Here is a 25,639-nt window from a genome sequence, read left to right as displayed (position 1 = left end):
TCGTTCCTCCCTGTGCTGTAGAGATGTTTCAAGATTCCGAGCCGGTCTTGATCATGGCGACCAGCTCATCCACGCCAATGCCCAGCTTGGAAGCTTCTGCGGTCAATGGCGCGATGAATTGCTGCTGGAATTTCTCGCGGCGTTGCGCTCGCAGCCGCTGCGGTGCTCCTTCGGTGACGAACATGCCGATTCCCCGTTTCTTGTAGAGCAGCCCATCTTCCACGAGCCGGTTGATTCCCTTGGCTGCGGTGGCCGGATTAATCCGGTAGAACGCTGCGAATTCATTGGTTGATGGAACTTGCGCTTCTTCCGCCAGAACACCAGAGATGATGTCGTTCTCAATCAGCTCAGCAATTTGCATGAAGATCGGTTTTGAATCATCAATCATGCTGGCTCCCTCCGTGCTCATCCCCACCAGGTTAGTTAGTGGGTTAGTTACTCATGTAACTAACCATAGAACCTCGAGAAGTTCTGCGCAAGTACGGAGCGGCAGAATTCCCGTGGAAATTAGGGGCTCCATAGTGTCCGCCACGGCATCTAAGCTGGGACTTGCCAAGAAAGGTAGCCCTGCACGCGCACCATCGATGTTGCGTTCACAGTGGTGAAACCCTGATTGGAAACGCCCGACCGGGAGAGTTGTACGCCCAGCCCGAAACCGTGGAACACGAGCGCGGGCAGCGAAAAATTGGCCAGGTTCGGTTCGGAAAATTGCGATCGCGCACTTGGAGGCCAACGGCCATCCTCGTGTTGCAGGCATTTATGGGAGGGACCATGCAAGAAGATTTCAACCGACTTGAGATACCAGATCAGCTTCTTGGAGCGCTGGACCGCCAAGTTCTGCTCGAGCTGTTCAAGGCGTGCTTCCCCGATTGCAGCGGTGAAGACATTGCGCGTATGAGCCGACGTGAACTGATCACCAGGATCCAGACCGAACGCGCTTATGCCGGGCACCGTCCCAGCTGCATCATCGACGACTATCCCCTGCGCCGTCCGAACCTTGGGGCAGTGAAACCCGGATTGCTGGTCCGCGAACCAGGCCAGTCGGTCTACTGGTGCCGACAGGCCAAGCCCCTGGAATCAGCTGCAGCTCTGGGGCAGGTGGACCAGAATTACCTCTGGAATTTGCCGGAAACCATGCAAGCGGGAGATCTGATCCTGACGGCATTGGAGAGCACTCCGGCGTTGGTTGCCAGCTTGGAAATCGCCAGTTCGGAGGAACTCGGAAAGCTCACTTTCACTGCATTGGCGACCTTCACTGATCCCATTTCGGTGGCCGACATCGAGTCCATGATCGGCGAGAAGCTGCCACGGCGTTCGCAATATCTGGAAGATCCGCTGGCCGAGAAGGTTCTGGACGGCATCCGGGAGCTGCTCCAACGCCCGAGCCCGATCTTCGTCACCGCGGGCGCATGCTCGCCGTCGAAGCCGGCCAAGGCCAACCGGGTGCTGGGCGTTGCTGCCATTCTCCAGCGCAGCGCGCCGGGCCAGCCGCTGGCCTGCGAAATTTGCGAGCGGGACATCTCTGCCCGCCCACAGATCCACCTGCCGCAGGCCCATCAGGACGGCCTGCGCTGGGAGATCCAGGACCACGTGGATGAGCTGGTGCTGCTGTGCGGCGACTGCCACCAGATGGCCCACCAGCCAACCTTGCAGCAGCTGCGCAACTACGCGAAACCTGCCTGCCCCGCCTGCGGGGAACGCAATCCGCGGAAGGTCATCTGGGGCATGCCCAGTTTCGGGCCAGATGATGATGAATTCGTCACCGCTGGATGCATGATGCCTTTCGGGCCTCCATCGCAATGGGAGTGCCGCGCCTGCGAAACCCAGTACCTGGTGGCCGAATTCGATGACCGGCCGCACCAGGCCTGGGCAATATACGGGCAGAACCTGCAGCGCTGAGCACAAGAACGCCGGCACATCCTGAATTGGATGTGCCGGCGTTCTGCTGTCCTTGCCTTGGTGCTACTTGGCCAGGGCCTTGGTCACCTCGTCGATGATGCTAGGCAGCAAGGCGGCGAAGGCGCGAGCGCGATGCGAGATCGCGTTCTTTTCCTCCGGAGTGTGCTCGGCCATGGACTTGCCGGCCCCCGCAGGTTCGAAGATCGGATCATAGCCGAAGCCATGCTCTCCGGCCCGCTCGGTGCGCAGCACGCCCTCGACCGTGCCGAGTTCCACGTGCTCGGCTCCGCCTGGGGCAGCCAGCGCCGCGGCGCAGACGAACTGCGCTCCGCGATGCTCGGCGGCAATATCGCCAAGCTGGCCGAGCAGCAGATCGATATTCGCCTCGTCGTTGCCGTGCACTCCGGACCAGCGGGCCGAGAAGATGCCCGGCGCTCCCCCGAGCACATCAACGCTCAGGCCGGAATCATCGGCGAGCGCCACCAGTCCGGTGGATGCCGAGATCTCGCGGGCCTTCTTCAGCGCGTTGCCGGCGAAGCTGACCTGGTCTTCGACAGGATCGGGAGCTCCCGCGGTGGCGGCGTCGATGACCTGCGTATCGACGTCCAGGCCCGGCACCTTTCCGCGCAGCAGTTCGCGCAATTCGCGCAGCTTGCCCTGGTTGCGCGAGGCGAGGACAAGTACCGGCTTGCTCATTTGGTGCTGTTCAGGGTCTCGCGCTGGATTTCGGCCAGCTCGTTGGTGCCGCCCAGAGCCAGATCCAGCAGGGCGTCCAGTTCTTCGCGCTTGAAGGGCACGCCCTCGGCGGTGCCCTGGACCTCGACGAAGTCGCCGGATCCGGTGACCACGACGTTCATGTCGGTTTCGGCGCGGACGTCTTCCTCGTAGGGCAGATCCAGCATCGGGGTGCCGTCGATGATGCCCACCGAGATTGCTGCCACCGAGTCGGTCAGCACCTTGGCGCCGGGCTTCACGATGCCCTGCGAACGGGCCCAGGAGATTGCTTCCGCCAGCGCCACGTAGGCGCCGGTGATCGCTGCGGTGCGGGTGCCGCCGTCGGCCTGCAGGACATCGCAGTCCAGCACGATGGTGTTTTCGCCCAGCGCCTTGGTATCCACCACGGCACGCAGGGAGCGGCCGATCAGGCGGGAGATTTCGTGGGTGCGGCCGGAGAGCTTGCCCTTGACCGACTCGCGGGAGTTGCGGGTGTTGGTGGCGCGCGGGAGCATCGCGTATTCAGCGGTGACCCAGCCGGTGCCTTCGCCCTTGAGCCAGCGCGGCACGCCCTCGGTGAAGGAAGCGGTGCACAGCACGCGGGTGTTGCCGAATTCGATCAGGGCCGAGCCTTCGGCCTGAGCGGACCAGCCGCGGGTGATGGTGATGTCTCGAAGTTGCGCGGCTCCTCGGCCGTCAGCGCGTAAAGTCATGGTTCCATCCTAACCACGTGCGCCCCGCGATCCGCACGGGCGGCGCCGCGCGTTACGGTGAAATGCACCTCGTGAGCCGTTCGCGGCCGCTAGTGCGGATGCACCACGATGCAGCACCGGCCAGATTGCGGGCTCAGCTCGGCCCTGCCGCAGTCCAGCTGGCAACCTTCCAGGGCGCCGGAAACCAGTTCGTAGTTCATCGAGCAGACCATTTCGGTTTGCTGCTGGGCGACCTGGTGGAATGGGCAGTTCCGCATGGATATTTCCCCGTGCTCATCCATCTCTGGCTCATAGCCCAGCTCATCGAGCAGCGGCACGAGCCCGTCGCCGCCCTGGCCGAGTTTCCTGCCTTCGCCGCGTGCTGCCTGATGCAGCGCAGCGAGCACGGCCCCCGAGGTGTCGGCGCTGGCCGCCTCGGCCAGCAAGCTGCCCAGCAGCCGGTAGTTGCGCGCTGGCAGGCTCACCGACACTTCGGATTGGGCGAGCGCGTAGAGCTTGGCCGTGCGCCCGGCGCCGGGCCCGGTTCTTCCTTCAGGCCGGGCGAAGGTCACGGCCAGCAATCCGGCGGTGGCCAGCCGGTCCAGGTGGTAAGCCGCCAGGGTCCGGCTGATTCCCGCGGCCTTGGCTGCCGCCTCGCGTCCTACCGGTTGCGTGCTTTGCGAAATGAACTCGAACAGCTGGCGCCGCACCGGATCGTTGAGCGATTTGATGACCGCATCTTGGTGCAAGTTCAGTTTTCTCGACATGGCCAAATTCTATCAACAATAGATCTTGACAAATAGGTCCGGGAGGCGAATTCTGGGTATACGTTCAAATCTTTGGAGGGTGATCGCCATGAGCGCCTCATGGAGCGAGAAGCATCCGCTCTCGCACATCCGGGCAACAACAGCTGAACGGGTCAGCACCGACCCGTCGTTGAGCGCATTCTGGATCCTGCGCATTGGATTTGTCGTCCTGCCCCTGCTCATGGGACTGGACAAGTTCGCGAACATGATGACCTACTGGCCGGACTACCTGGCCCCGTGGGTCATTGCCATCCTGCCGTTCTCCGCGCAAACCGCCATGCACGTGGTTGGCGTGGTGGAACTGGTTGCCGCCGCATCGATGATCATCAAGCCGCGCTATGCGAGCTATGTGCTCGCCCTGTGGCTGCTGGGCATCATCATCAATCTGGTCTCGATGGGCATCTTCCTCGATGTCGCCCTGCGCGACGTCGGCCTGCTCGTTGCCGCACTGGCGCTGACCCGGCTGGCCAGCAAGTACGACAAACCGTGGGGCGCCAAGCTCGGCACCCGCTGATCCGCTGCAGTACAGAGCAAAGCACCGGCGAGAAGGATTCCTCCTTCTCGCCGGTGCTTTCGTTCCGTGCGTCGAGACTGTTCCGCGCTCCTACTTCTTGCGCTTGAGCAGCGGGAACTTGCGGGTCTTCTCGTACTTGATGGTCGGCATGGAGCCGGTACGGGTCTTCAGGTAGTCGGTACCGCGATCCCCCTTGAACAGGGCCGGGTCCTTGTCTTCCTTCAGGCTGCCGGAGTACACGCCGTAGGTTACGCCGGATACGGCAACGGCAATGCCGCCGCTGTAGGTTTCCTTGGCCTCTTCAACCACCTTGTTGATGTCGGTCCATACCGGAATGTGGGTGAGCAGCATGCGCTCGGCACCGGCGGCGGCGGCCATTTCGCCGGCACGCTTCCCGGTCAGGTGCACGCCGTCAATGTGGTCATCGCGGCCTTCCTCGAAGGCCGCCTCGCACAGGAACATGTCGGCGCCGCGGGCGGCTTCCACCAGGCCATCGCAGCTGTCGGTATCCCCGGAATAGGTCAGCACGCTGGTCAGCAGTTCGCCGTCGGGGCCCGGTTCATGCGCTTCCACGCGCAGGGCATAGGCTTCCTTGATCGGGTGGCGCACCGGGTACGGGGTGATGGTGAACGGTCCGATATTCACCGGCTTCAGCGATTTCCAGACCTGGAAGTCGTAGTCCTTGGCCATGGTGTCGCCGTCAGGCAGCGAGTAGGCAGTCTCGATGCGCTCGGCGGTGTCTTCCGGGCCGTGCACGAGCATCCGCTCCCGGCCCCAGCCGTCGGGATCCCAGCGGATCGCCACATGCAAACCGCACAAATCCATGCAGTGGTCGGGATGCAGATGGGAAATCATGATCCCGTCGATGTCTTTCAAATCGGTGTAGCGCTGCAGCACGCCCAAAGCCCCGGACCCCAGATCCAGCAGGATCTTCCAGTCGCGGGTGCCATCAAAGGCCGTCACCAGGTAGCAGGACGCGGGCGATCCCGGCCCTGGGAATGACCCGGTGCATCCGATGATGGTCAGCTTCATTCGTTACTCGCTTTCGACGCGGCAATCATTTGCGGAGTGATCCGCGAGATGGCTCCGGTCGGATAGTGGGCGGCTACATGGTCCACGTGGCGCACCTGCAGCACCTCGGGTCCGAGGAAACGGCGAGCCAGTACACCAAAACTATCAGCGTTGCCTGTGGCGAGGAACTCATGACGCGCCGCGGCGCCGTCGTTGCGCACCAGCGAATGCCGGGTCAGCGCCCGGAAAACGTCCTTCGCCGTTTCCTCTGCAGATGACACCAGCGTGACCGAATCCCCCATCACGTAGGAGAGCACGCCGGTGAGCAGCGGGTAGTGCGTGCATCCCAGCACCAGGGTGTCCACCTTGGCGGCCTGCAGCGGCGCCAGATACTCCTGCGCGATCTCCAGCAGCTCGGCTCCGGCGGTGATGCCGGATTCCACGAACTCCACGAAACGCGGGCAGGCCACGGTCGATACCTGCAGGTTCGGGGCAGCGGCAAAAGCATCCTCATAGGCGCGCGAGCCCACGGTCGCCTGGGTGCCGATGATGCCGATCCTGCCATTCTTGGTGCCGGCCACGGCACGGCGGACCGCCGGCTGGATGACTTCGACCACCGGGATGCCATAGCGCGCGGTGTAGCGTTCGCGGGCATCGCGCAGCACCGCGGCGGAGGCCGAATTGCAGGCAATGACCAGCAGCTTCACGCCGGAATCCACCAGTTCGTCCATCACGCCCAGGGCGTTGGCCCGCACTTGGGCGATGGGCAGCGGGCCGTAGGGAGAGTTGGCGGTATCCCCTACATAGATCAGCGATTCGCCGGGCAGCTGGTCGATGATGGCGCGGGCCACGGTCAGCCCGCCAACTCCGGAGTCGAAGATCCCAATGGGGGTATTGGCGTCCGGGGCGGAGACCTGCCCGGTGGCAAAGTAGGAATTCATGGGCTCAGGACTCCGCATCCATCAGCGCACCCATCAAGGTATCGAGCACCCACGAGATCAGGTTGTACACCAGGGACATGTACTCCTCGGGGGTTTCCACCTCGGAAGCATCAAGTACCTCGGCGACGCGGGCCGAATCCTCTTCGCTGCGGATCTGAAGGCGCTCGGCGAGCACCAGGCGCACGTCGTTCAGCGCCTGGGCGAAACGCGCCGCGGCGTCCTTGTCCAGCACGAGCTTGTCGGTTTCCAGCAGCAGCTGGGCTTCGCGCAGGCGGCCGACCTTCTGCGCGATCGAATCGGCTTCGGTCAGCCGGCGATGCTCGGCAGCCACCACGGCGTCGTCGCTGGCATCGGGCAGCAGCCTGGCCAGTGCCGGATCGGCAATCGGAGGCAAATCCATGGACTCGGGCCGCATGCCGGTCAGGGCGTAGAGCGGGTCGATGTCCTCGGGCAGCTGGTGCAGCCGCGCACGTTCTTCGAGCATTTCGATGACGTCGGAGAAGAGTTCGCGGATCAGCTTGCGTTCGGGCGAATGCAGCGTGCCGGTAATGCCCTTGGAACCGTTCTTGAAAGCCTTGGCCACGTTCAGGCTCCCTGGGTCATGGTTGCGTTCAGTCCGAACCCGTGCATGGCCTGTACATCGGATTCGATGGCTTCGCGGCTGCCGCTGCGCACGGTGCAGAAGCCGTCATGGTGCACCTGCAGCATGAGCTTCTCAGCTTTTTCCGGGCTGAAACCAAAGTAGGAACGGAACACGTAGGATACGTAGCTCATCAAGTTCACTGGATCATTCCACACAACCAAGCGCCATGGCTTGTCTTGGGATACCAGGGTTTCAAATTCGGAAAGTACATCGGGCATTGCGGTCATGGCTACCATTTTACGCGCGGAAGCTGAACGCAACACCGGACACGGCAAATATCACCTTGGGCGTGAGCCGTTATACAGTAAAACGGGTCTGCTTTCCCAAGCAGCACCGCACAAGGCCTTTTCCGATCATCAGGAGCGTCACATGCGCACCAGTCTCTTCACCGACCACTATGAGCTGACCATGCTCCAGGCAGCGCTGGAATCCGGTGCAGCTCACCGCCCATCCGTCTTCGAGGCATTCGCACGCCGCTTGCCCGAAGGCCGGCGCTACGGTGTGGTCGCAGGCACTGGCCGCGTGCTCGAAGGCCTGGCAGATTTCCGCTTCGATGACGAGCAGCTGCGTTTCCTCAGCGACAACAAGGTGGTCAACGCCGAGACCATCAAGTACCTGGAGAACTTCCGCTTCACCGGCAACATCTCCGGCTATGCCGAGGGCGAGCTGTACTTCCCGAACTCGCCGCTGCTGACCGTGGAGTCGACCTTCGCCGAAGCCTGCGTCATCGAGACGTTCGTGCTCTCGGCGATGAACCATGATTCGGCCATTGCCTCGGCCGCCTCGCGCATGATCGCTTCGGCCGGCGAGCGCCCCTGCATCGAGATGGGCTCGCGCCGCACCCATGAGGAATCAGCGGTGGCCGCCGCGCGCGCCGCCATGATTGCCGGATTCTCCTCGACCTCGAACCTGGAAGCCGGTGCACGCTACGGCCTGAAAACCGTTGGCACCTCGGCCCACTCCTTCACCCTGCTGCACGACACCGAGCGCGCCGCCTTCGAAGCGCAGGTTGCCTCGCTGGGCAAGGACACCATCTTGCTGGTCGACACCTACGACGTCGAGAACGGCGTACGCACCGCGGTCGAGGTGGCCGGTCCCGAGCTGGGCGGCGTCCGCCTCGACTCGGGCGACCTGGTGCAGCAGGCAGGCTGGGTCCGCGAGCTGCTCGATGATTTGGGCAACTGGAACACCAAGATCACCGTCACCTCGGACCTGGACGAGTACGCGATCGCTGCCTTGGCCAGCGCCCCGGTGGACTCCTACGGCGTGGGCACGGCCCTGGTCACCGGCTCCGGGCACCCGACCGCGTCCATGGTCTACAAGCTGGTGGCCCGCCAGGACGATGCGGGCGAATGGATTCCCGTGGCCAAGGCCGCGGCGAACAAGGCCAGCGTGGGCGGCCGCAAGTATGCGGTGCGCCAGCTCAACGAGCGCAACCGCGCCGTCGCCGAAATCGTCTCCACCTCCGAGTACACCACCGGCGGCCCTGAGCGCGACTTGGTTGTCCCGCTGGTGCGCAACGGCGAGATCGACCAGGCCCATGTCGGCGCTGCCGGCGTCAAGCGCGCCACCGAGCGCCACCACGCATCGGTCCAGGAGCTGCCGGGCGTGGCCCGCAAGATGCAGCGCGGCGAACCGGTCATCCCGACCGTCATGATCCAGGACTAGACAAACACACGAAAAACTCAGCTGCGGAACGTAGGATCCAGGTTCAAGGATCCTGCGGTCCGCAGTTGTCCAAGGTCTACATTCACTAGCCAGGGAGGCAGCGATGAGCAGAGCCCTATTGATCATTGATGTCCAGCCGGACTTCTGCGAAGGCGGTGCCCTCGCGGTAACCGGCGGCAATGCTGTAGCTACGGCCATTGCCGCGGACATTGCCGAACGCCGCGATTCCTACTCGGCCATCGTGACCACCCAGGATTGGCACATCGAGCCGGGCGATCATTTCTCTCAGAACCCGGACTTCATTGATTCCTGGCCGGTGCACTGTGTCGCCGGCACACCTGGCGCAGCGCTGCATCCGCAGCTCGCGCACGTGCCAGTCGACGCGCATTTCGCCAAGGGGCGTTTCGCCGCGGCCTATTCCGGCTTCGAAGCCCGGAAACTGGATCCTTCGGCAGACAAGGCCGATGAAAGCGGAGAACTGCTCGGCGACTGGCTCAAGGCCAAGGGCATCACTTCGGTGGATGTCGTGGGACTTGCCGCTGACCACTGCGTGAAGGCCACCGCGTTCGATGCGGTGGAAGCCGGGTTCACCACCACCATCATTTCCCCGCTGACCGCAGCGGTTTCGCCGGAGAATCTGCCAGCGATCCGCGAGGAACTGCGCGCAGCCGGCGTCACGGTGCTGTCGCTGGGCTGATCCTTGCCTTGAAAACCACAACGGCTTGGCGCTGACCGAATTCTCCGGTCAGCGCCAAGCCGTTTTTTCGCGGAAACTACTTGCGTCCGACGAACCAGTCCTGCAGCTTGTCGATGCGCGCCTGCAGCTGGTCAGCTGTTGCTTGCGGCACCGCAGGCCCGCCGCAGATGCTGCGCAGCTTGTTGTGGATCTGCCCATGCGGCGTGCCGGTCCGGGCAGCCCATGCCGAGACGTTCTTGGACAGCTTCGTACGCAGCTCCATCATGCGGCGGTGGTCGGACACCGGCTCGGGCTTCGTGGCGCCCTTGGAAATCTGCCTGTTCTGCTGCTTGCGCAGCAGCTCGGACACCTGCTCGGTATCCAGCAGGCCCGGGATTCCCAGGAAGCCCAGTTCCTCTTCGCTGCCGATGTCGGCACCGGTGCCGAATTCGCCACCGTCGAAGAGCACGCGGTCAAAGGAAGCCTGCGAGTTCAGCGCTTCGAACTTGTTGCGTGCCAGCTCGTCGCTGGCCTTCTCTTCCTTGTTCGCCGCTTCCAGCAGCGAATCGTCCAGGCCGTCCTCGTCCTTGGAACCTTCGCGGTCCAAGGCGTGGTCGCGTTCGACTTCCATCTCGTTGGCCAAGGCCATCAGGATCGGCACCGAGGGCAGGAACACCGAGGCCACTTCTCCGCGCTTGCGGCTGCGCACGAAGCGCCCCACCGCCTGGGCGAAGAACAGCGGCGTGGAGGTGGATGTCGCATAGACGCCGACGCACAAGCGCGGCACGTCCACGCCTTCGGACACCATGCGCACCGCGACCATCCAGCGCGCATCGGATTCGGAGAATTCGTCGATCTTCTGCGATGCCTTGGGGTCATCGGACAGGATGGTGGTGACCTTCTCGCCGCAGATGGCTTCGAGCTGGGCAGCATAGCCGCGCGCGTCCTCGTGGTCGGTGGCAATGACCAGGCCGCCGGCATCCTTCACGGTGCGGCGCACCTCGGACAGGCGCCGGTCAGCGGCTTGCAGCACCGAGGGAATCCAGTCCCCGTGCGGGTCCAGCGCGGTGCGCCAGGCATGGGCGGTGACATCCTTGGTGAAGCCCTCGCCGAGGTTTGCTTCCATCTCCTCGCCGCCGGCGGTTCGCCAGCGCATATTGCCCGAATAGGCCATGAACAGCACCGGACGGACCACATGGTCTGCCAGGGCGTTGCCGTAGCCGTAGGTGTAGTCGGCCTTGGACCGGCGAATGCCGTCTCCCTCATCGATATACTGCACGAAGGGAATCGGTGCAGCATCGGAACGGAACGGGGTACCGGTCAGGGCCAGTCGGCGGGTGGCAGGTTCGAATGCCTCGCGGATGCCGTCGCCCCAGCTCAGCGCATCGCCGGCGTGGTGGACCTCATCCATGATCACCAGGGTGCGGGCATCCTCGGTCTTCGCACGGTGCACGGCAGGCTTCAGCGCGACCTGGGCATAGGTCACCACGACGCCCATGTAATGCGAGCCGTGCCGGCCGTCGGAGTTCTTGTAGTTCGGGTCCAGGGCGATGCCCACACGCGCTGCCGAATCCGCCCACTGCTTTTTCAGGTGGTCGGTCGGCGCGACAACGATCATGCGGTTGATCTTGCCCGAATCGATCAGCACCTTCGCCAGGCGCAGCGCAAAAGTGGTCTTGCCGGCGCCAGGGGTCGCCACGGCCATGAAGTCCTTGGGCTCCTTGTCGAAGTACAAGGCCAGCGCTTCGGCCTGCCAGGCACGCAGCTTCGGCCCGGTTCCCCATGCCGCGCGTTCCGGGTACGCTACCGGAAGCTTGTCTTCTAGTGGAAGCTTGTCGCCAAAATCAAAGAGTGTCTCGGTCATTTACCTTTTCCCGGCCGCGTGCATCGTGTGAAGTAGTGCTAGTTCATTCGCAGCACTACCCCATCAAGGAATCGTAGATTTCCTTGCACTCAGGGCATACCGGGAATTTCTGCGGATCTCGGCCTGGGGTCCAGACCTTGCCGCACAGGGCGATCACTGGCTCGCCGGTCATTGCCGACTCCATGATCTTTTCTTTCTGCACATAGTGGGCAAAGCGCTCGTGATCTCCGGCCTCGACACTCTGGGTTGTCTCGGTACGTTCAATCGTGGCAGTGCCACCGCGGGTTTCTTCAGACTGTTCCACCATGCCTTCAAGTCTAGTACGGATTGCCCCTGCTGTCCGCGTGGCGGCCATGGGAGCTTGTCCACATTGACTTTGCCGCTGTTGCTTAAGCTGATCCGTGTTCGGCTTCATATCTTCAGGTCAGTGATCGTTTTCTTGCATCTGCTCAAATGGCTGCCATCCAGTTTGATTTGGATTTCTCCCGGCTTGGGCACCACCGGCCAATATCCTGTGAACCTTGTTGCACCAGGGCAGGCAAAAGGCCGCCCGGCGGAACATTGCTGCCCGCTGGACGGCCCAGGATGCCGTTCCGGTTGCCCTGCCTACTTGTTGAGCATGACCGACTGCATCAACTCTGGAGTGCGCTTCTCATACCATTTGCCGCCGAGGGCAATGCCGCCGAGCACCAGTCCGGTGCCCAGAACCAAGCCCGCACCCAGGGTGATGAAGCCCAAGACCTGCGAGTGCTGGAACCAGCCGATAGTGTAGGGAATGAGCACCGGGATCAGCAAGAGTCCCATGGTGAGCATGATGCCCAGCTGCGTGAGCGCCATGCGCATGCCGCTGCCAGGCGGGGTCTTCATCGGGTTGTCGCCCGGAAGCGGCACCGCATAGGTGTAGCGGGCCGAAGACACCGAGGAAACGCCCAACGCGACGAACAGCGCGGCCAGCGACAAGCCCAGATCACCCGGGATGCGCCATAGCTCGCCAGCGATGAGGCCAGGCAGGATCGCGGCCGCCAGGACCGGAATGATGGCAATCAGGAAGCAGGACAGCGCCCGTCCTGCACGATCGGCCCGGCCGGATATGCCGGTCAGTGCATGCAGTGCAAAGGCCGTGTTGTCATAGGAAATATCTGCGGATATGGAAAAGCCCAGCAGGATGCCGATCAACGGCCCCATCAGATACATCATCGTGTAGTTGCCGGATTGGCTGCCGGTGAACCAGAAGAGCAATGGAAGCACAGGCACAATCAGCACGCCCACGGCGTAGCGCGGATCCTTGAACCAATAGGTCAGTGCCCTGGCGGCGACGGCGCCGGTCGGTGTTGCCGGCAGCAGCTTGAAGAAGCCCAACCCCTTGGCCGTGGCAGCGCGCTGCTGCGGCGGCGGGGTAATCGCGGCTTTTGCAGTAGCGCGAGCCAGCAGGAAATAGAGCCCGCCGAGGTAGGCCGCACCTAGCGCCAGGTGGATGGCCATCTGCCCGTAGAGCGCCGAGGCATAGGCCCCGGGAACAGCGGCAAAGGCGCCGAGCGGGGTGTAGCCGAGCACCGTGGACAGCGGATGGATCCAGTCGCCCATGGACTCTGCCGCGGAGAACACCGAGGCCATGATCGGGCCCAGCCCGACGAGCAGCAAGAACAGCAGCGCGAACGTCAATTCGCGGAAGCGGCGCTTGGCCCGCAGCGCGGTTGCCATGATCACCAGGTACTGGCACAGCAGGATCGCCATCACCGCGGTCGCCACCGCAGCGAGCAGACCCAGCATCAACGCACCTGCATCGCTTCGCCACATCAGCGAGGCGCCCAGCAGGCCGACAACTGTCAGCACCGCAGGAATCGAGATAAAGCCGGCCAGCACCAGGGCAGGACCCAGGGTCTTTTCCGGGATTCCGAATTGGACGAAGCGCGACGGTTCCAGGGTGAGGTCGACGCCGGTCAGCAGCGGCGGGATGATGGCCCAGCCCAGCACCACTGCCGAACCGATCAGGGTAAACATTTCGCCTTGGAAGGGGATCTCGTCAGCGGCGAACCACACGGCCAAGGTCAGCATGGTGATCATGCCCAGCGCGTACAGGCCGCCGATGATGACGCCGATCAGCTGGCCGACGGAGCGCTTGAAGCCATTGGCCAGCAAGCGCAGTTTCAGGCTTAGGACGTGCGCAACCATGACAGCCCCTCGTTGTTGGCGCGGCCGCCCACCAGATCGACGAAGCGGTCTTCCAGGCTCATGCCGCCGCGGACTTCATCCACGGTGCCCTGCGCCTTGAGCACGCCATCGGAAATGACCGCCACATGCGTGCACATGCGCTGGACCAGGTCCATGACATGCGAGGAAACGATCACGGTGCCGCCGAACTCCACGTAGTTGTTCAGGATGTCGCGGATATTCGCCGCCGAGACCGGGTCCACTGCCTCGAATGGCTCATCGAGCACCAGCAGCTTTGGCGAGTGGATCATCGCGGTAGCCAAGGTGATCTTCTTGGTCATGCCGGCGGAGTAGTCCACCACCAGCTTGTCCCCGTCATCCAGCAGGTCCATCACGCGCAGCAGGTCTTCGGTGCGCTGGGCAACTTCGGCACGGTCCATGCCGCGCAGCAGCCCGGAATAGGTCACCAGCTGCCGGCCGGTGAGCCGATCGAATTGGCGCACGCCATCGGCCAGGACGCCCAGGGTGGACTTGGCGGCGTGCGGGTCGGCCCAGATGTCCACGCCGTTGACCACCGCCTGGCCCGCATCCGGGCGCAGCAAACCGGTAGCCATCGAGAGCATGGTGGTCTTTCCGGCGCCGTTGGGCCCGACCAGCCCATAGAATGAACCGGCGGGAACTTGCAGGCTGACGTTGTTCACGGCAATCTTGGCGCCAAATTGCTTGGCGAGAGACCGGATGTCCAGTGCGATCTGATTCATAGTTTAAGGCTAGCAATGCCCCAAGTCAGAACACATCATCCTTTGGAGTTAAACCTGAAGGCAAGACAAAGCCGCGGCCCGGGAAATATTCCGGACCGCGGCTTGCTAGCTGTGCGCTTCAGCGCTTCGGCATCAGCCTAGAAGAGTACGCGGGCCAGCTTCTGGCGCGAGGCGGCGACGCGTGGGTCGGCATTGCCGATGACCGCATAGAGCTCGATCAGGCGACGTCGCACCCGCTCGCGGTCCTCATCCGCCAGCTTGGAGATCAGCGAGACCAGCCGGGCGAAGGCGTCCTCGACATGCCCGCCGACCACATCCAGGTCGGCGACATCCAGCTGCGCCGCGATGTCCTCTGGGTTCTGCGCGGCCTGCTCGCGAGCCTTGTTCAGATCCAGGTTGTGCGTGCGCGAGAGCAAGCGGACCTGGTACACGCCAACCTGCGCGTCCTTGTCGTTCGGCTTTTCGTTCAGCGCTTCCAGGTAGGCTGCCTCGGCGGCGGCGTAGTCCCCCGCATCAATGGCGTCGACTGCCTTCTGGTGCAGCGGCGGCAGTTCCGGCTCGGCCTGGCCGGCCTGCCCGGAGAATGCCGGGGCGGTGCCGCTCATGCCCTGCTGCACGGCGAGCTGTTCAAGCTGCGCGAAAACCTGGGCAATTTGCGCTTCTTCGGCAGGACCCTGGAACAGCGGCACAGGCTGGCCCTTGATCAGCGCAACCACCATCGGGATCTGCTGCGCCTGGAAGGCCTGGGCGATCTGCGGGTAGCTTTCGGCATCCACGAGGCCGAGGACGAACTTGCCACCCTTGGCATCCACCAGCTTGCGCAGGGTCGCATCCAGGTCTGCAGAGACCTGCACGCGCGGCGAGCCGAGGGAAACGATGGCAGGCACCTGCTGGGACAGGCCGACGAACTGCTGGAACGCGGCCTCGTCCAGGCTGGTGGTCCAGCTGGCGGCACCGGCTGGGGTGCTGTCGGTGGCTTCCGGGCCGTGGTTGGCCAGCGCCGAGAGATCCACCGCACCACGGGTCGAGGGGATGTTCTGATCAGTCATGGGGATTAGTCAACTTCCTTCACATCGAGCAGGACCTGGCTTGCCGAGATCAGCTGGATCTTGTCCTTGGAACCATCGGCCGGCAGGTAGAACATCACTGGTTCGGCGTAGGTGCTCTCGACGTCGCCGTTCGACGAGCTGGAGCCCAACAGCTGTTCGGTCAGCTTGTCGGTGCTCTTGAGCGGGTCGGCATCTTCGGTGCGGACGAACAGCGCCTTGTTGTTCAGCTTGCCGGTGACAATCGCGCCGCCATCCGGGGTGGAGACCACCTTGGTGTCGCCCTCGGTGACCGAGCGCTTGTACTTCACGTTCGCCTCGTTGGCTTCCTTGGACTCGTCCTTCTGGGCCGCGTGCACCGCCTTGATGAAGTCCGACTCGGCGAACTTGTCCTTCTCCTTGGCCTTGGGATCGGTCAGCACCTTGCCCAGCGCTTCCAGCGCCTTCTTCGGGGTCATCTGCAGGCCTTCGGCGTCGGCGCCCAGCTGCTTGGTCGACGGATCGCCCACCGCGATGCCCGGGAAGGTGGAGTTCGGCAGCATCTGTCCGGCGAAGACCACCTTGAAGTTGTCGCGGGCATTGGCCTGCACCAGGGTGAGCGCCTGCGGCAGGGTGTCTGCGTCGTTGTTCTTCGCGGTCACCACGGAGATCACGCGCGGGAACTTGGCTTCATTCGCATTCGGCACCGCGGCCGAGCGGATCACCTGGGTCGTGAGCGCCATCGGCTTGTCGACCTTGAACTCTTCCTTGAGCATGTCATAGCGCTTGTTGCGCAGGTACTTGAAAGCACCGGCGCTGCGCTGTTCCAGGGCCTTGGAATCGTTCTTTTCATCTGCCTTGGCGATCTGCTTCTGGGCATCGGCCAGCACCCGCTTGAGCTGCTCTTCGGTGATCACCGGGAAGCTGGCCGCTTCCTCCTCCGAGGAAGCGGCGGATTCGGAGCCCTTGGCCTCGTCGGACTTGGCTTCTTCGGACTTCGCTTCATCGGACTTCTGCGCCGATTCCGAGGCCTTGGCACTGTCCTCGTCGCTTGGAGCCATCGGCAGCGAGACGCCGGAGATGGCCAGGGCGACGACTGCCACGGCGGCGACCGAGTGCTGGGTGTTCGAGCCGGTCTTCGCCTTGCCGGGGCGCATGGCCAGCAGGGCCACGCCGAAGACCAGCAGCAGCGCGCCGGCAATGATCAACGGCAGGGCGAATGGCATGGCGTCGTCATTTGCGTAGCTCACCGAGATGTCCACTGGAGCGGCGTCCTTTCCGCCGGCGGCCAGCAACAGCGACCAGTCGCCGGAATCCGGAGCGGTCCAGCGGTAGGTCATGGTCTGGTCTGCGGTCTGCGAGTCGAAGAAGATGTCATCGCCGGCGGGGTTCGGCACTTCGGCTTCGCCCTTGGCGTATTCGGCAATCATCTTGTGGTTATTGGTATCGATTCCGGTGACCGAAACGTGCGCGGCATCACCGACCCACGACTCGACGTCATAGTCGCGTCCCAGGGACGCGGTGAATTCACCCTTCGACTTGATCACCAGTTCCACCGGATCAAGCTTGGGGTCGTTGACCGAGGATTCAATCACGGTCAGCGGGGCCTCATCGGATAGTTGCGGCATGGTCGCGGTCACCGTTTCGGGCGGCGCCCAAAAGGTCTTCTGTCCGATGCCGACCACCAGGGCCACGGCCCCCAGCAGCATCGCGATCACGGAGATTACTTTTCGCACAAGTTCACCTATTCGCCTACGTCTCACAGCTGTTCTTCGACAAGTCTAACGAGTTGCGGCGGATCATGGTTCCGATCAGTGCCTGTGAACTGCCTCAACACCGCAAGTGCGTGGTGCCTTGAACCACTTAATAGACGCCAATGCGCGATATGCTCTGACCCATGGAGCCAGATCAGCCGCGCCCGCATCGCGCTCAGCACGCGCACGACGAGCAATCGCACGCACCTGAGCGCTCCGTGGAACCAGAGGCCCCAGGCCCGGAATCCACAGCGCATTCCCAGCCTCATCAGGCGAATTCCCAGCCGGCGCCGCCATCATCAGAGGGCTCGCCGGTCCCCCGCTATCCCGCTTCTGCGCCATCGGGCGGCACTGCGGCTCGCGAGGGCTGGACCAGGAAGCTCGCCGACCGGGTGGGCAAGCTGCTCAACGCCCCGCAGCGGGGCGCGGCCCTCGGCGAGGAACCCGAGCAGCCGCTGGAGGGATCCCCCGAACCCATTCCTGCGCTGCACCCGATTTCCATGGGCTTCCTGGGCACCATCGGGGTGGGCATCGCCCTGGGCGGCTTCTACCTGCTGACCAATGTCGGCTCGCTGATGACCTGGATTGCCATCGCGCTGTTCATTGCCCTGGGCCTTGACCCGCTTGTGCGCTTCATGATGCGCAAGGGGCTCTCCCGTCCGCTGGCCGTGACCGCGACCATGGTCAGCATGCTGGCAATCTTCGGCGGCTTCATGGCCCTGATCATCCCTACGCTGGTCAATCAGATCACCACCTTCATCACGCGCGCGCCTGAAATCGTCGATGATTTCCTCAATAGCGAATGGGTCAGGGAAATCGACCGCCAATATGCAATCTCCCAGCGCATCACAACCGAGGTGGACCGTTTCTTTGGAGACTCGGGCGCCGTAACGAATGTCTTCGGCGGTGTCCTGGGCGTCTCGCAAACCGTCGCGCAGTCGATGTTCGGCGTGCTGATCGTGCTGGTGCTGGCCATCTACTTCCTGGCGTCCCTGCCTGGCATGATGGGCTTCTCATTGCGCCTGGCCCCGCGCTCCAAGCGCGAGCGCGTCTCGGAATTGACCGTGCGCATCACGCGCTCGGTGGGCAACTATGTCATGGGCCAAGCCACCGTGGCGATACTGAACTGCCTGGTGGCGCTGCTCCTGATGAGCATCCTGGGCGTTCCGTTCACCGCGCTGCTCACCTTGGTGGTGGCCTTGCTGGCCTTCATCCCACTGGTCGGTGGCGTGATCGCCGGTGTGCTGGTCACCTTGGTGACGCTGTCCCTGGGGTGGCAAACCGCGCTGATCTATGCCGTCTGCTACTTCGGCTACCTGCAAATCGAAGCCTACTTCGTCTCGCCGCGCATCATGCGCCGGGCGGTGGCAGTGCCCGGCGCTGTAGCGGTGATCTCGGTGATTGCCGGTGGCAGCCTGGCCGGGGTTACCGGTGCGCTGATGGCCATTCCGGTAGCTGCCAGCGCCATGATCCTGTTGCGCGAGGTATTCATCGCACGCCAGGACCGCCGGTAGCGCCCTCAAATCTCGTTGGTCACATGTCCCAATTAACGGCGACTTTTGCGGCTCTTACTTGAAGTACGAATTGGTTTGGTTGACTCTAGACCTAGAGCCTCAAGCCCAACATCATCAATAGGGATCACAGGTATCGGGCTTACTTCAGCTAAAGGAGTAACGAGGGGATCACTCGTCACAATCAGGCCCAACAGCTTGTAAGGAGCTCCGTCGTAAATGACACCCATCGCCTGAACAACGTCAACTAAGTTGTTGCGTATCCATTCGATTCGCCGTTGGTGGAGTTCGACAGTCGGTTTTTTCTTCTTAGTTCCGTGGAACAACATCTCGAGCTCGGTGGACATCTCAGCTGGAGTTCGGGCAATTTCGAGGTCTTTTGCCTCGACGGCCAATATTGATCGCGTATCTGGATGGTAGGCCAGAATATCAATATCTCCTAGATCTTGTCCGTTCGAATCGATAATTCGCTTTTTCCCAATCTTTTTCACTGACATGAGTGCCGTCATACCGAGACCTCGAAGTCTCAGAGCCACAGATTCGGCAAACGCGTAGTTAATGCGGCCCCTTGCTTCAGAGATATAGCGTCGCATTTCGATCGATTTCGCCCGTCTTTGCAGGCGACCAGAAAGTACGATGTCAATCCAATATGGGATCAAGTGATAAATGGCGCGGAAGCCGAAGATCAATTGGCTGCCCTGCAACACTACTGGTCGCCGAACATAAGACATATCGCGGTTGTACCGCCATGGCCAGGCATCTTCTTTGATGCCAAGGAAAGTGGACCTTTCTGTGAGCGTGATTTGGTCAAGAACCATGGATACTGTTTCGTCAGTAAGATCCGTGAACTTTGCGATTCTAGAGATGGCAACTGAACGGTCAATCCGGGTAATCTGGTCTGCAGTAGCAATCTCAAGCAGACCGCGACTTACGGCACGTAGTTCGTTATAAGTGAAGCCGAACTCGGCGCGCATTGCAGTGGCACTCCGATCCATGAAATCCGCGAAGTCGAAGGCATCCGGTTCTGTCATAGCGTCGATACTTTGGGCTGTTTTGACTGATCGCTGACTTGATGCAGTGGCATAGGATTCCATGGCCGTTATTATCGACTCATTTCGGCTGAGACCCAGTCGGCCCGAATCAAGTATGGAAACCTTGAAGTCCGCCATATTGTAGTGAAGGAAATCGGAGGCTGTGGCTCTATCGATGAGCTCCTGCGACACGCTCAATAGGCGGTAGTAGTCAAGGACTTCAATGAAGGACGTTCCCGTGGGAGGCTGTGCTGCCACGAATTCGATAAGGAATCGGTTGGCACGGTGAGCCGTTACAGATTTCTTCCGGTGCTCCACGAGTTCCGTGACAGTATCAGAGTTTTCGCCAAAACATGCCAAACGCGATTTCAACATGATCGCATTGACCTTGGTGCTATGACTTAGAGCTTCATTTTGTAGGATAAGGAAATCCAGCAGTACTTTTTGGTCGTAGTTTTTGATCTCCATCGCGAGGATGTTGAAGAGTCGGCCGACAGCCGAGTTCAAAAGCTCGGTTCGATCACGTCCAGCGAATTTTCCGACCGGATAATTGCCACCGCTCGGCGAGCGAAGCCATCCGCCGAGTTCATCAAGCAGTTGAGCCGAGATTTGCTTGTGACCAGTCAATGGGCGCGGAAGCCTAGTGGCCAACATGTCGGGATTAGAGTTTTGATCGAACGTATTGAGCATCCGCTTGGCGCCCAAGGGAGCAATCTCGCTGAGCGCCGATCCTAATTCGGCGTGTGAAGTACCAAACAGACTGGTGAGAAGGGCTGAGACGAGTTCACGTTCTGCCGTATTCGATTTTTCCTGGAGAAGCGCTTCGAAGGTCTCCGTGAATTCTAGAGTAAACCCCTTGTTGTTGCGGAATAGCCGAATGGCCGGGTGAGTTCGTGACCAATCAGCACGTTTTTTCCATGCTGCCGGATTTTCCACTTTAATGAGCAGTTCCGGCTTCTTGAAAGCGCCTTGAATTTCGGCAACTTTCGAGCACTCACTGACCCAATACGCGACACATTCAAGTAGATCCAGCTCTACTCCAGCATGTTTCGTCGAGCCGTTCTCGATAGTCACAAAGATATCTTGGGCATCAAGCTCAACGACATAACCGAAGTACGAACCGCCGGGCTCGATAACGAATATTTCCGGGGCATCCCTTCTGTAACGACGCCGAGCCTGAAGGACGAGTGGATTCTTCAAAGGAGGGGTGACACCGTGCCTGTCGGTTTCTGCCAAGTACTTCTTTCTTGGCTGCAGTCCATCTGCTATCTGGAACGTGGTAAAAGTTGCCGGTTCGCCATCCGTGAAGTAGAACGACTTTTCATGTTGGTTGTAGGAAGAAAACTCGTCAAGAATGGAGGTGGACATTGACCGACCTGGACGTCGGTCGACAGCCTCTGCAAAGAGCAGGAGTCCAAGCGGGCCATCCGGCTCGTGGTGCAAGATTACTTCGAGGTCGTCGGATCTAACTATTAAGGTGGGGTCGGAATTCACAATATTAGGGATACCCCACGCAGCGCCTCGTCCGGGGCTGTCGGTGATGACTAGATGCACCAGAGTGTCCGCAGACGAGTAAGTTCTACGCACTTGGGGGTCAATCAAGTGGGCAAGTTGATTCAGCGCGGCGTAAGTGTCATAGCTTCCCCAAACATCAAGTTGCCAGTCGATTAGGGGGTCAGTCGCAACAATGATGTGAAGATCCCGTTTACTGTCAATTGGCAAGAGATAGCGGCTCATTACGTCGCCGTGCTCGAGATCAATGGGTGATGTGTCAGGGGGAAGCAATCTCATGACACGACGAAACGCAGCTTCCCTCCAATGCCTTCCGAATCTTTCAAGTTCCCCCTCCTGGCGTACGAAGCGCAATAGATGGAAGCGGATAGTAATGAGAAGATCCAACGGAAGTATTAGTTGAAAACCTGACGCAAGACGCAGAAATGGGGTTTTGTAGAGGCGATCATCTGTGATATCGCCCTCGCATGGATCGACTATCATACCCGGGTCAAGGGCCAAGGTGTCGATGACCATACGTAGCCAAGCGCCGTGAACATCGAGTTCGTCATTTGAAATGAACGCAGCGCGCGATAGTTCATCCAATCGATGCCCTGCAGGAACATAGACGGGTGACCCTGGGGACCCACTTGGCAGAGTGCCTCGTGTCAAGCCTGCCCGCTTAAGTACAATGTCGCTGACCGTGAGAAGTCCTTTAATCAGCAATCGAATTGGGCCACGTAAATCATTTGGCATCCATTCCTTGCGGAAAGCTGCCTCCATCAGATTTTCGAGGTCAGCAACCGTGTGTTCGCCTGAACCAGGAGACACCAGGTAAGTGCCGCCGAAGAAACTGACGCTTTGAATCAGAACCTCAGAGTACGGATCCTCCTGCGCCAATATAGCTCGACCACCGATGTCTTCGGACTTTAGGAGCGATCGGACGGCATTCGGTCTAATAGACTAAGCTTGTTTGTCTTCGATCGCCATACCAAGGGCAGCAAGTCTATGTAAGCGCACTAGTCGCGTTGCGTTTTCTGGAAGGAGCATCAATCCAGATGCGGCAGCGACGATCGATGGGCCATCGGTATTTTGTGGAACACGTCCCGTCTGAATACTGATCACAACCCAATACTCCCATGCAAAACGAATATCGTCTTGATATTTGCGTACCGGCTTGCGCAGTCTGGCTTCCTAGTAGCGGTAGGAACGAGTTTCCCAGCAGTGCGGATGCCAGTGGCGGCGCGCATTGGCCGCGGCTTCATCCCCCGACCAGTGATCCGCCCGCCAGGCGACCACATGGGCCACGCCCACGCCGATGGAGCGGTGGCACCCAGGGCAGGTGTAGGTCTTGTTGGCATTCAGCGGCGCGATCTTGCGGACATGCCACTGCCCATCCGGGGCATCCTGGCGGAGCACCACGCCGAAGCGCGCCCGTTGCATCCACTCTTCCTGGTCCGCTCCGTACTCCTGCTCGTCATCCCCATAGCCGTGTCCGGATCCGGAGTTCCGGCCTCTGGCAGGTCGTGAATTCTTCGAGCGGCGCGGGCGGTTGGAACGTGGCATGTCATTAATCATGCCGTATCTGAGGGCACAAGTCGCAACCAGCTAGTAAAGTGTGTGGGGTGCGTTTAGTGGTAGCGAAGTGTTCAGTAGATTACGAGGGCCGTCTGCGAGCCCACCTTCCGTTGGCGACCCGCCTGATCATGGTCAAGGCCGATGGATCGGTTCTCATCCACTCGGATGGCGGCAGCTACAAGCCGCTGAACTGGATGAATCCTCCATTGACCCTGCGCGAGGCCGACCCCGACGAGGAAGCCGCCGCTTTGGGAGCCACCGCCACGTGGATCGTGGCCAGCGCGAAGACCGATGACAAGCTGACCATCCACTTCCACAGCTTCGAGCACGACTCGGCCCACATCCTGGGCAATGATCCGGGGCTGGTCAAAGACGGCGTCGAGGCCGACCTGCAGCGCCTGCTAGCCGAGCAGATCGAGTTGCTCGGCGACGGCCACCAGCTGATCCGCCGCGAGTACATGACCGCCATCGGCCCGGTGGACATCCTGGCCCGTGATGCCAAGGGCGCCACGGTAGCGGTGGAGCTCAAGCGCCGCGGCGACATTGACGGCGTGGAACAGCTGACCCGCTATCTGGACCTGCTCAACCGCGATCCGCTGCTCAAGCCGGTCACCGGAATCTTCGCAGCCCAGCAGATCAAGCCGCAGGCCCGCACCCTGGCCGAGGACCGCGGCATCCGCTGCCTCACCCTGGACTACGACGCCATGCGCGGTGTCGACGACTCCGCAGGACGTCTCTTCTAGCGCAGAGTCCTGCCCGACGCGCTGCGAGTCCCGGAGCTGCCTGCCGACTGCTAATCTGATCTCCTCAACCAAATGCGCTGGGGGCCGCACGGCACCAGCCAGCTTTGCCGGGAGGACCATTGGATCCGCTGACAGCTTCGCTCATGGCCATTGGCAGCGGTTCCGCCGCCGGACTTCGGCCCTACTTCACCGTGTTGACGCTCGGCATTGCGGGACTCGCAATTCCCGACACCGCACCAGAGATGATCGCCTCCGCCGCCCGGCAGATCCCCGAGAGCATCAGCAATCCTTGGGTTCTGGCGATTTGCGCGGTGCTGGCCATTGGCGAAGCGGGCCTGGACAAGATCCCTTTCCTGAACTTGTCCATGGAAACGGTCTCCGTATGGCTGCGCCCGGTCTTCGGAGCGCTGGTAGGCATTGGGCTTGGGGCCAACTCGGGAGTGGAAGTTGCCGTGGTGACCGGGTTGCTCGGTGCGGGATCCGCTCTGTCGGTGAGCCTGGGCAAATCATCGCTGACCGCGGCAACCAACGTCGTGCCCGAACCGGTGACCCAATGGGTGCGCAGCCTGATCGAGGATTTCGGTGCGCTGGTGCTGGTGCTCGCGGCCGTGCTGCTTCCGGTGCTGGCCGCGCTGCTTGGCCTGGCAGCGGTGGCCATCGGGTTCCTCCTCTACCGGATGTTCCGCAAGGCCTACCGCTCGCTGAAGAGCAAATTCGGCAACCCGAAGGACAAGCAGGCGGCCGCACGGGCCGCGCGCGAAGCGCAGAGCGACACCGGCGAGAATGCCAGCGCCTGGCAATCGCTGAAGCTCATCGCTTCCGGCACCGATCCGGAAAACCCGGATCCTGCCGCTACACGCGGCTGAGCGCATGGCGCCCTCCTTCCACGTCCGCTTCGAGAATAATCCGCCAAGTCGGTGACTGGATGCCTTCTCTCTTCTAAGCTGGGAACATGACTACGACGCGCTACGCTTTGTTCGCCACCCTGATTTCCGATGGTCTCAAGGTCACCGATGGCGTGCTCGCCGTCGAGGGAGACCGCATCCGCTTTGCCGGCAATCGCGATGACTTCACCGCCCTGCCTGATGCCGCCGACTACCCGGTGCGCGAAGTGGCCCCGGGATCCATCATCATCCCGGGCCTGATCGACCTGCACTGCCACGGCGCCCTCGGCGCGGATTTCTCGTCGCCGGATCACAAGAGCGTCACCGAAGCCATCGAGTACCTGCACCGTTCGGGCACCACAACGCTGCTCGCCTCGCTGGTCACCGCTGAGCCGTCGTCGATGATCGAGGCCGCCGAGCTGCTCGCCGAATTGGCCGAGGCCGGGAAGATTGCCGGCATCCATGCCGAGGGCCCGTTCCTCTCCGAAGCCCGCTGCGGCGCCCAGGATCCGCGCTTCCTGCAGGAACCTGATCCCGGCTTCGTCAGCGAGCTGGTGGCCGCCAGCCGCGGCCAGCTGCGCACCATGACCTATGCCCCCGAGCTGGACGGCACCGAGGAAATCATCGAGCAGCTGGTCTCCCACGGCGTGGTTCCCTCGCTGGGGCATACCGATGCCAGCGCGCAGGTCGCCTCCGATTCGCTGCGCTTTGCCCGCGAGCAGCTGCGCAGCGCCGGGGTGGACGGATTCACCGAACGCCCGACGGTCACCCACCTGTTCAACGGCATGCCCTCGCTGCACCACCGCGAGCCGGGACCGGTGGCCGCCTGCCTGGAAGAAGCGGTGAACCGCAATGCGTTCGTGGAGCTGATCGCCGACGGGGTGCACCTGTCCCCCGATACCGTGCGGCTGGTCTACCGGCTGGTGGGCGGAGGCAACATCCTGCTGGTCAGCGATTCCATGGCAGCCACTGGCCTGGACGATGGCCAGTACACCCTCGGCCCGCAGGAAGTGACCGTGTCCAACGGCCAGGCACGGCTGTCGAGCGACGATTCACTGGCTGGCGGCACCTGCACGCTGCTTCAGATCGTCCAGCATGCGGTGCAGGCAGGGGTCTCGCTGGTCGAGGCGGTCAACTCAGCCACGTCCATCCCCGCCTCGCTGATCGGATTGGCCGATGAAGTCGGCTCCCTGCACTACGGCTTCGCGGCCGACGCGCTGGTCCTCGATGCCGACCTGCAGCTGGTCCAGACGATCCGCAACGGGGAATACCTCTAGCCCTT

General features: G+C 61.9%; 24 protein-coding genes and 1 pseudogene. 8 read left to right on the top strand and 17 right to left on the bottom strand.

Annotated elements, in window-relative coordinates:
• Window positions 1-28: 28 nt before the first annotated feature.
• On the bottom strand, window positions 29-388 hold the full coding sequence (locus ACR9WD_RS06480) for a GntR family transcriptional regulator (protein WP_038992147.1): 360 nt from the start codon (window positions 386-388) through the stop codon (window positions 29-31).
• 149 nt (window positions 389-537) lie between these two features.
• Complete coding sequence (locus tag ACR9WD_RS06475; RefSeq protein WP_434922980.1) at window positions 538-834, bottom strand: hypothetical protein; 297 nt, start codon at window positions 832-834, stop codon at window positions 538-540.
• A gap of 60 nt (window positions 835-894) precedes the next feature.
• Here ACR9WD_RS06475 and ACR9WD_RS06470 point away from each other — a divergent pair, with 60 nt between their 5' ends.
• Window positions 895-1,899 carry an HNH endonuclease gene (locus tag ACR9WD_RS06470; protein ID WP_434922979.1) on the top strand — a complete coding sequence of 335 codons (1,005 nt, stop codon included), beginning with the start codon at window positions 895-897 and terminating at the stop codon, window positions 1,897-1,899.
• A gap of 63 nt (window positions 1,900-1,962) precedes the next feature.
• Here ACR9WD_RS06470 and rdgB read toward each other — a convergent pair whose 3' ends face one another.
• The 3 genes from rdgB to ACR9WD_RS06455 all read right to left on the bottom strand — a co-directional run bounded on the left by rdgB (window position 1,963) and on the right by ACR9WD_RS06455 (window position 4,072).
• Window positions 1,963-2,595 (bottom strand): RdgB/HAM1 family non-canonical purine NTP pyrophosphatase, encoded by a 633-nt coding sequence (rdgB, locus tag ACR9WD_RS06465; RefSeq protein WP_073707622.1) that lies wholly within the window; start codon window positions 2,593-2,595, stop codon window positions 1,963-1,965.
• Window positions 2,592-3,326 carry a ribonuclease PH gene (gene rph, locus ACR9WD_RS06460; RefSeq protein WP_038992098.1) on the bottom strand — a complete coding sequence of 245 codons (735 nt, stop codon included), beginning with the start codon at window positions 3,324-3,326 and terminating at the stop codon, window positions 2,592-2,594. Before rph ends, rdgB begins: the two co-directional genes overlap by 4 nt.
• A gap of 89 nt (window positions 3,327-3,415) precedes the next feature.
• Window positions 3,416-4,072: a helix-turn-helix transcriptional regulator gene (locus ACR9WD_RS06455; protein ID WP_434922978.1), complete on the bottom strand. Its 657-nt coding sequence runs from the start codon at window positions 4,070-4,072 to the stop codon at window positions 3,416-3,418.
• An 88-nt stretch (window positions 4,073-4,160) separates the two neighbouring features.
• Between ACR9WD_RS06455 and ACR9WD_RS06450 the strand changes: the two genes are divergently transcribed.
• Window positions 4,161-4,625, top strand: a complete 465-nt coding sequence (locus ACR9WD_RS06450; protein ID WP_434922977.1) for a hypothetical protein — start codon at window positions 4,161-4,163, stop codon at window positions 4,623-4,625.
• A 237-nt stretch (window positions 4,626-4,862) separates the two neighbouring features.
• Here ACR9WD_RS06450 and ACR9WD_RS06445 read toward each other — a convergent pair.
• The 4 genes and pseudogenes from ACR9WD_RS06445 to clpS form a co-directional block, all read right to left on the bottom strand.
• Window positions 4,863-5,657, bottom strand: a pseudogene (locus ACR9WD_RS06445) (MBL fold metallo-hydrolase); the annotation flags it as partial.
• The gene (gene murI, locus ACR9WD_RS06440; protein ID WP_073707631.1) at window positions 5,654-6,577 is read right to left on the bottom strand and encodes a glutamate racemase; all 924 of its coding nucleotides are present in this window, start codon (window positions 6,575-6,577) and stop codon (window positions 5,654-5,656) included. The pseudogene ACR9WD_RS06445 and the gene murI, both read right to left, overlap by 4 nt.
• 4 nt (window positions 6,578-6,581) lie before the next feature.
• On the bottom strand, window positions 6,582-7,160 hold the full coding sequence (locus ACR9WD_RS06435) for a DUF2017 domain-containing protein (RefSeq protein ID WP_121866568.1): 579 nt from the start codon (window positions 7,158-7,160) through the stop codon (window positions 6,582-6,584).
• Between the two features lie 2 nt (window positions 7,161-7,162).
• The gene (gene clpS / locus ACR9WD_RS06430; protein WP_038992076.1) at window positions 7,163-7,447 is read right to left on the bottom strand and encodes an ATP-dependent Clp protease adapter ClpS; all 285 of its coding nucleotides are present in this window, start codon (window positions 7,445-7,447) and stop codon (window positions 7,163-7,165) included.
• A gap of 142 nt (window positions 7,448-7,589) precedes the next feature.
• On the opposite strand from clpS, the gene ACR9WD_RS06425 reads away from it, so the two are divergent.
• Window positions 7,590-8,888, top strand: a complete 1,299-nt coding sequence (locus tag ACR9WD_RS06425; RefSeq protein WP_038992074.1) for a nicotinate phosphoribosyltransferase — start codon at window positions 7,590-7,592, stop codon at window positions 8,886-8,888.
• 103 nt (window positions 8,889-8,991) lie between these two features.
• Entirely contained in the window at window positions 8,992-9,585 is a 594-nt protein-coding gene (locus ACR9WD_RS06420) for an isochorismatase family protein (RefSeq protein ID WP_038992073.1), read from the top strand.
• Between the two features lie 76 nt (window positions 9,586-9,661).
• Here the strand turns inward: ACR9WD_RS06420 and ACR9WD_RS06415 are convergent, their stop codons facing one another.
• From ACR9WD_RS06415 to ACR9WD_RS06390, 6 genes are all read right to left on the bottom strand, one after another.
• The gene (locus ACR9WD_RS06415) at window positions 9,662-11,428 is read right to left on the bottom strand and encodes a DEAD/DEAH box helicase (protein WP_073707634.1); all 1,767 of its coding nucleotides are present in this window, start codon (window positions 11,426-11,428) and stop codon (window positions 9,662-9,664) included.
• 55 nt (window positions 11,429-11,483) lie between these two features.
• The gene (locus tag ACR9WD_RS06410; protein WP_038990501.1) at window positions 11,484-11,735 is read right to left on the bottom strand and encodes a DUF3039 domain-containing protein; all 252 of its coding nucleotides are present in this window, start codon (window positions 11,733-11,735) and stop codon (window positions 11,484-11,486) included.
• A gap of 299 nt (window positions 11,736-12,034) precedes the next feature.
• Window positions 12,035-13,600, bottom strand: coding sequence for a hypothetical protein (locus ACR9WD_RS06405; RefSeq protein WP_073707635.1), 1,566 nt, complete (start codon window positions 13,598-13,600; stop codon window positions 12,035-12,037).
• Window positions 13,582-14,340, bottom strand: coding sequence for an ABC transporter ATP-binding protein (locus ACR9WD_RS06400; protein WP_038990503.1), 759 nt, complete (start codon window positions 14,338-14,340; stop codon window positions 13,582-13,584). Before ACR9WD_RS06400 ends, ACR9WD_RS06405 begins: the two co-directional genes overlap by 19 nt.
• Window positions 14,341-14,477: 137 nt before the next feature.
• The gene (locus ACR9WD_RS06395) at window positions 14,478-15,389 is read right to left on the bottom strand and encodes a co-chaperone YbbN (RefSeq protein ID WP_038990505.1); all 912 of its coding nucleotides are present in this window, start codon (window positions 15,387-15,389) and stop codon (window positions 14,478-14,480) included.
• Window positions 15,390-15,394: 5 nt separating this feature from the next.
• On the bottom strand, window positions 15,395-17,101 hold the full coding sequence (locus tag ACR9WD_RS06390) for a hypothetical protein (RefSeq protein ID WP_141358508.1): 1,707 nt from the start codon (window positions 17,099-17,101) through the stop codon (window positions 15,395-15,397).
• A 161-nt stretch (window positions 17,102-17,262) separates the two neighbouring features.
• Between ACR9WD_RS06390 and ACR9WD_RS06385 the strand changes: the two genes are divergently transcribed.
• On the top strand, window positions 17,263-18,633 hold the full coding sequence (locus ACR9WD_RS06385) for an AI-2E family transporter (protein WP_434922976.1): 1,371 nt from the start codon (window positions 17,263-17,265) through the stop codon (window positions 18,631-18,633).
• A gap of 32 nt (window positions 18,634-18,665) precedes the next feature.
• Here ACR9WD_RS06385 and ACR9WD_RS06380 read toward each other — a convergent pair whose 3' ends face one another.
• Both ACR9WD_RS06380 and ACR9WD_RS06375 read right to left on the bottom strand, forming a co-directional pair.
• Complete coding sequence (locus ACR9WD_RS06380) at window positions 18,666-22,052, bottom strand: hypothetical protein (protein WP_434922975.1); 3,387 nt, start codon at window positions 22,050-22,052, stop codon at window positions 18,666-18,668.
• A gap of 294 nt (window positions 22,053-22,346) precedes the next feature.
• Window positions 22,347-22,718 carry a hypothetical protein gene (locus ACR9WD_RS06375; protein WP_038990508.1) on the bottom strand — a complete coding sequence of 124 codons (372 nt, stop codon included), beginning with the start codon at window positions 22,716-22,718 and terminating at the stop codon, window positions 22,347-22,349.
• A 59-nt stretch (window positions 22,719-22,777) separates the two neighbouring features.
• Between ACR9WD_RS06375 and nucS the strand changes: the two genes are divergently transcribed.
• From nucS to nagA, 3 genes are all read left to right on the top strand, one after another.
• Window positions 22,778-23,473 carry an endonuclease NucS gene (gene nucS, locus ACR9WD_RS06370; protein WP_038990509.1) on the top strand — a complete coding sequence of 232 codons (696 nt, stop codon included), beginning with the start codon at window positions 22,778-22,780 and terminating at the stop codon, window positions 23,471-23,473.
• 119 nt (window positions 23,474-23,592) lie between these two features.
• Window positions 23,593-24,339, top strand: coding sequence for a DUF4126 domain-containing protein (locus ACR9WD_RS06365; protein WP_434922974.1), 747 nt, complete (start codon window positions 23,593-23,595; stop codon window positions 24,337-24,339).
• 86 nt (window positions 24,340-24,425) lie between these two features.
• On the top strand, window positions 24,426-25,634 hold the full coding sequence (gene nagA / locus ACR9WD_RS06360; protein ID WP_038990467.1) for an N-acetylglucosamine-6-phosphate deacetylase: 1,209 nt from the start codon (window positions 24,426-24,428) through the stop codon (window positions 25,632-25,634).
• Window positions 25,635-25,639 lie beyond the last annotated feature (5 nt).

The sequence above is a fragment of the Glutamicibacter sp. PAEs-4 genome (assembly GCF_051161755.1).
GTDB classification, from domain to species: domain Bacteria; phylum Actinomycetota; class Actinomycetes; order Actinomycetales; family Micrococcaceae; genus Glutamicibacter; species Glutamicibacter nicotianae.
This window is presented reverse-complemented; position numbering and strand designations above follow the sequence as displayed.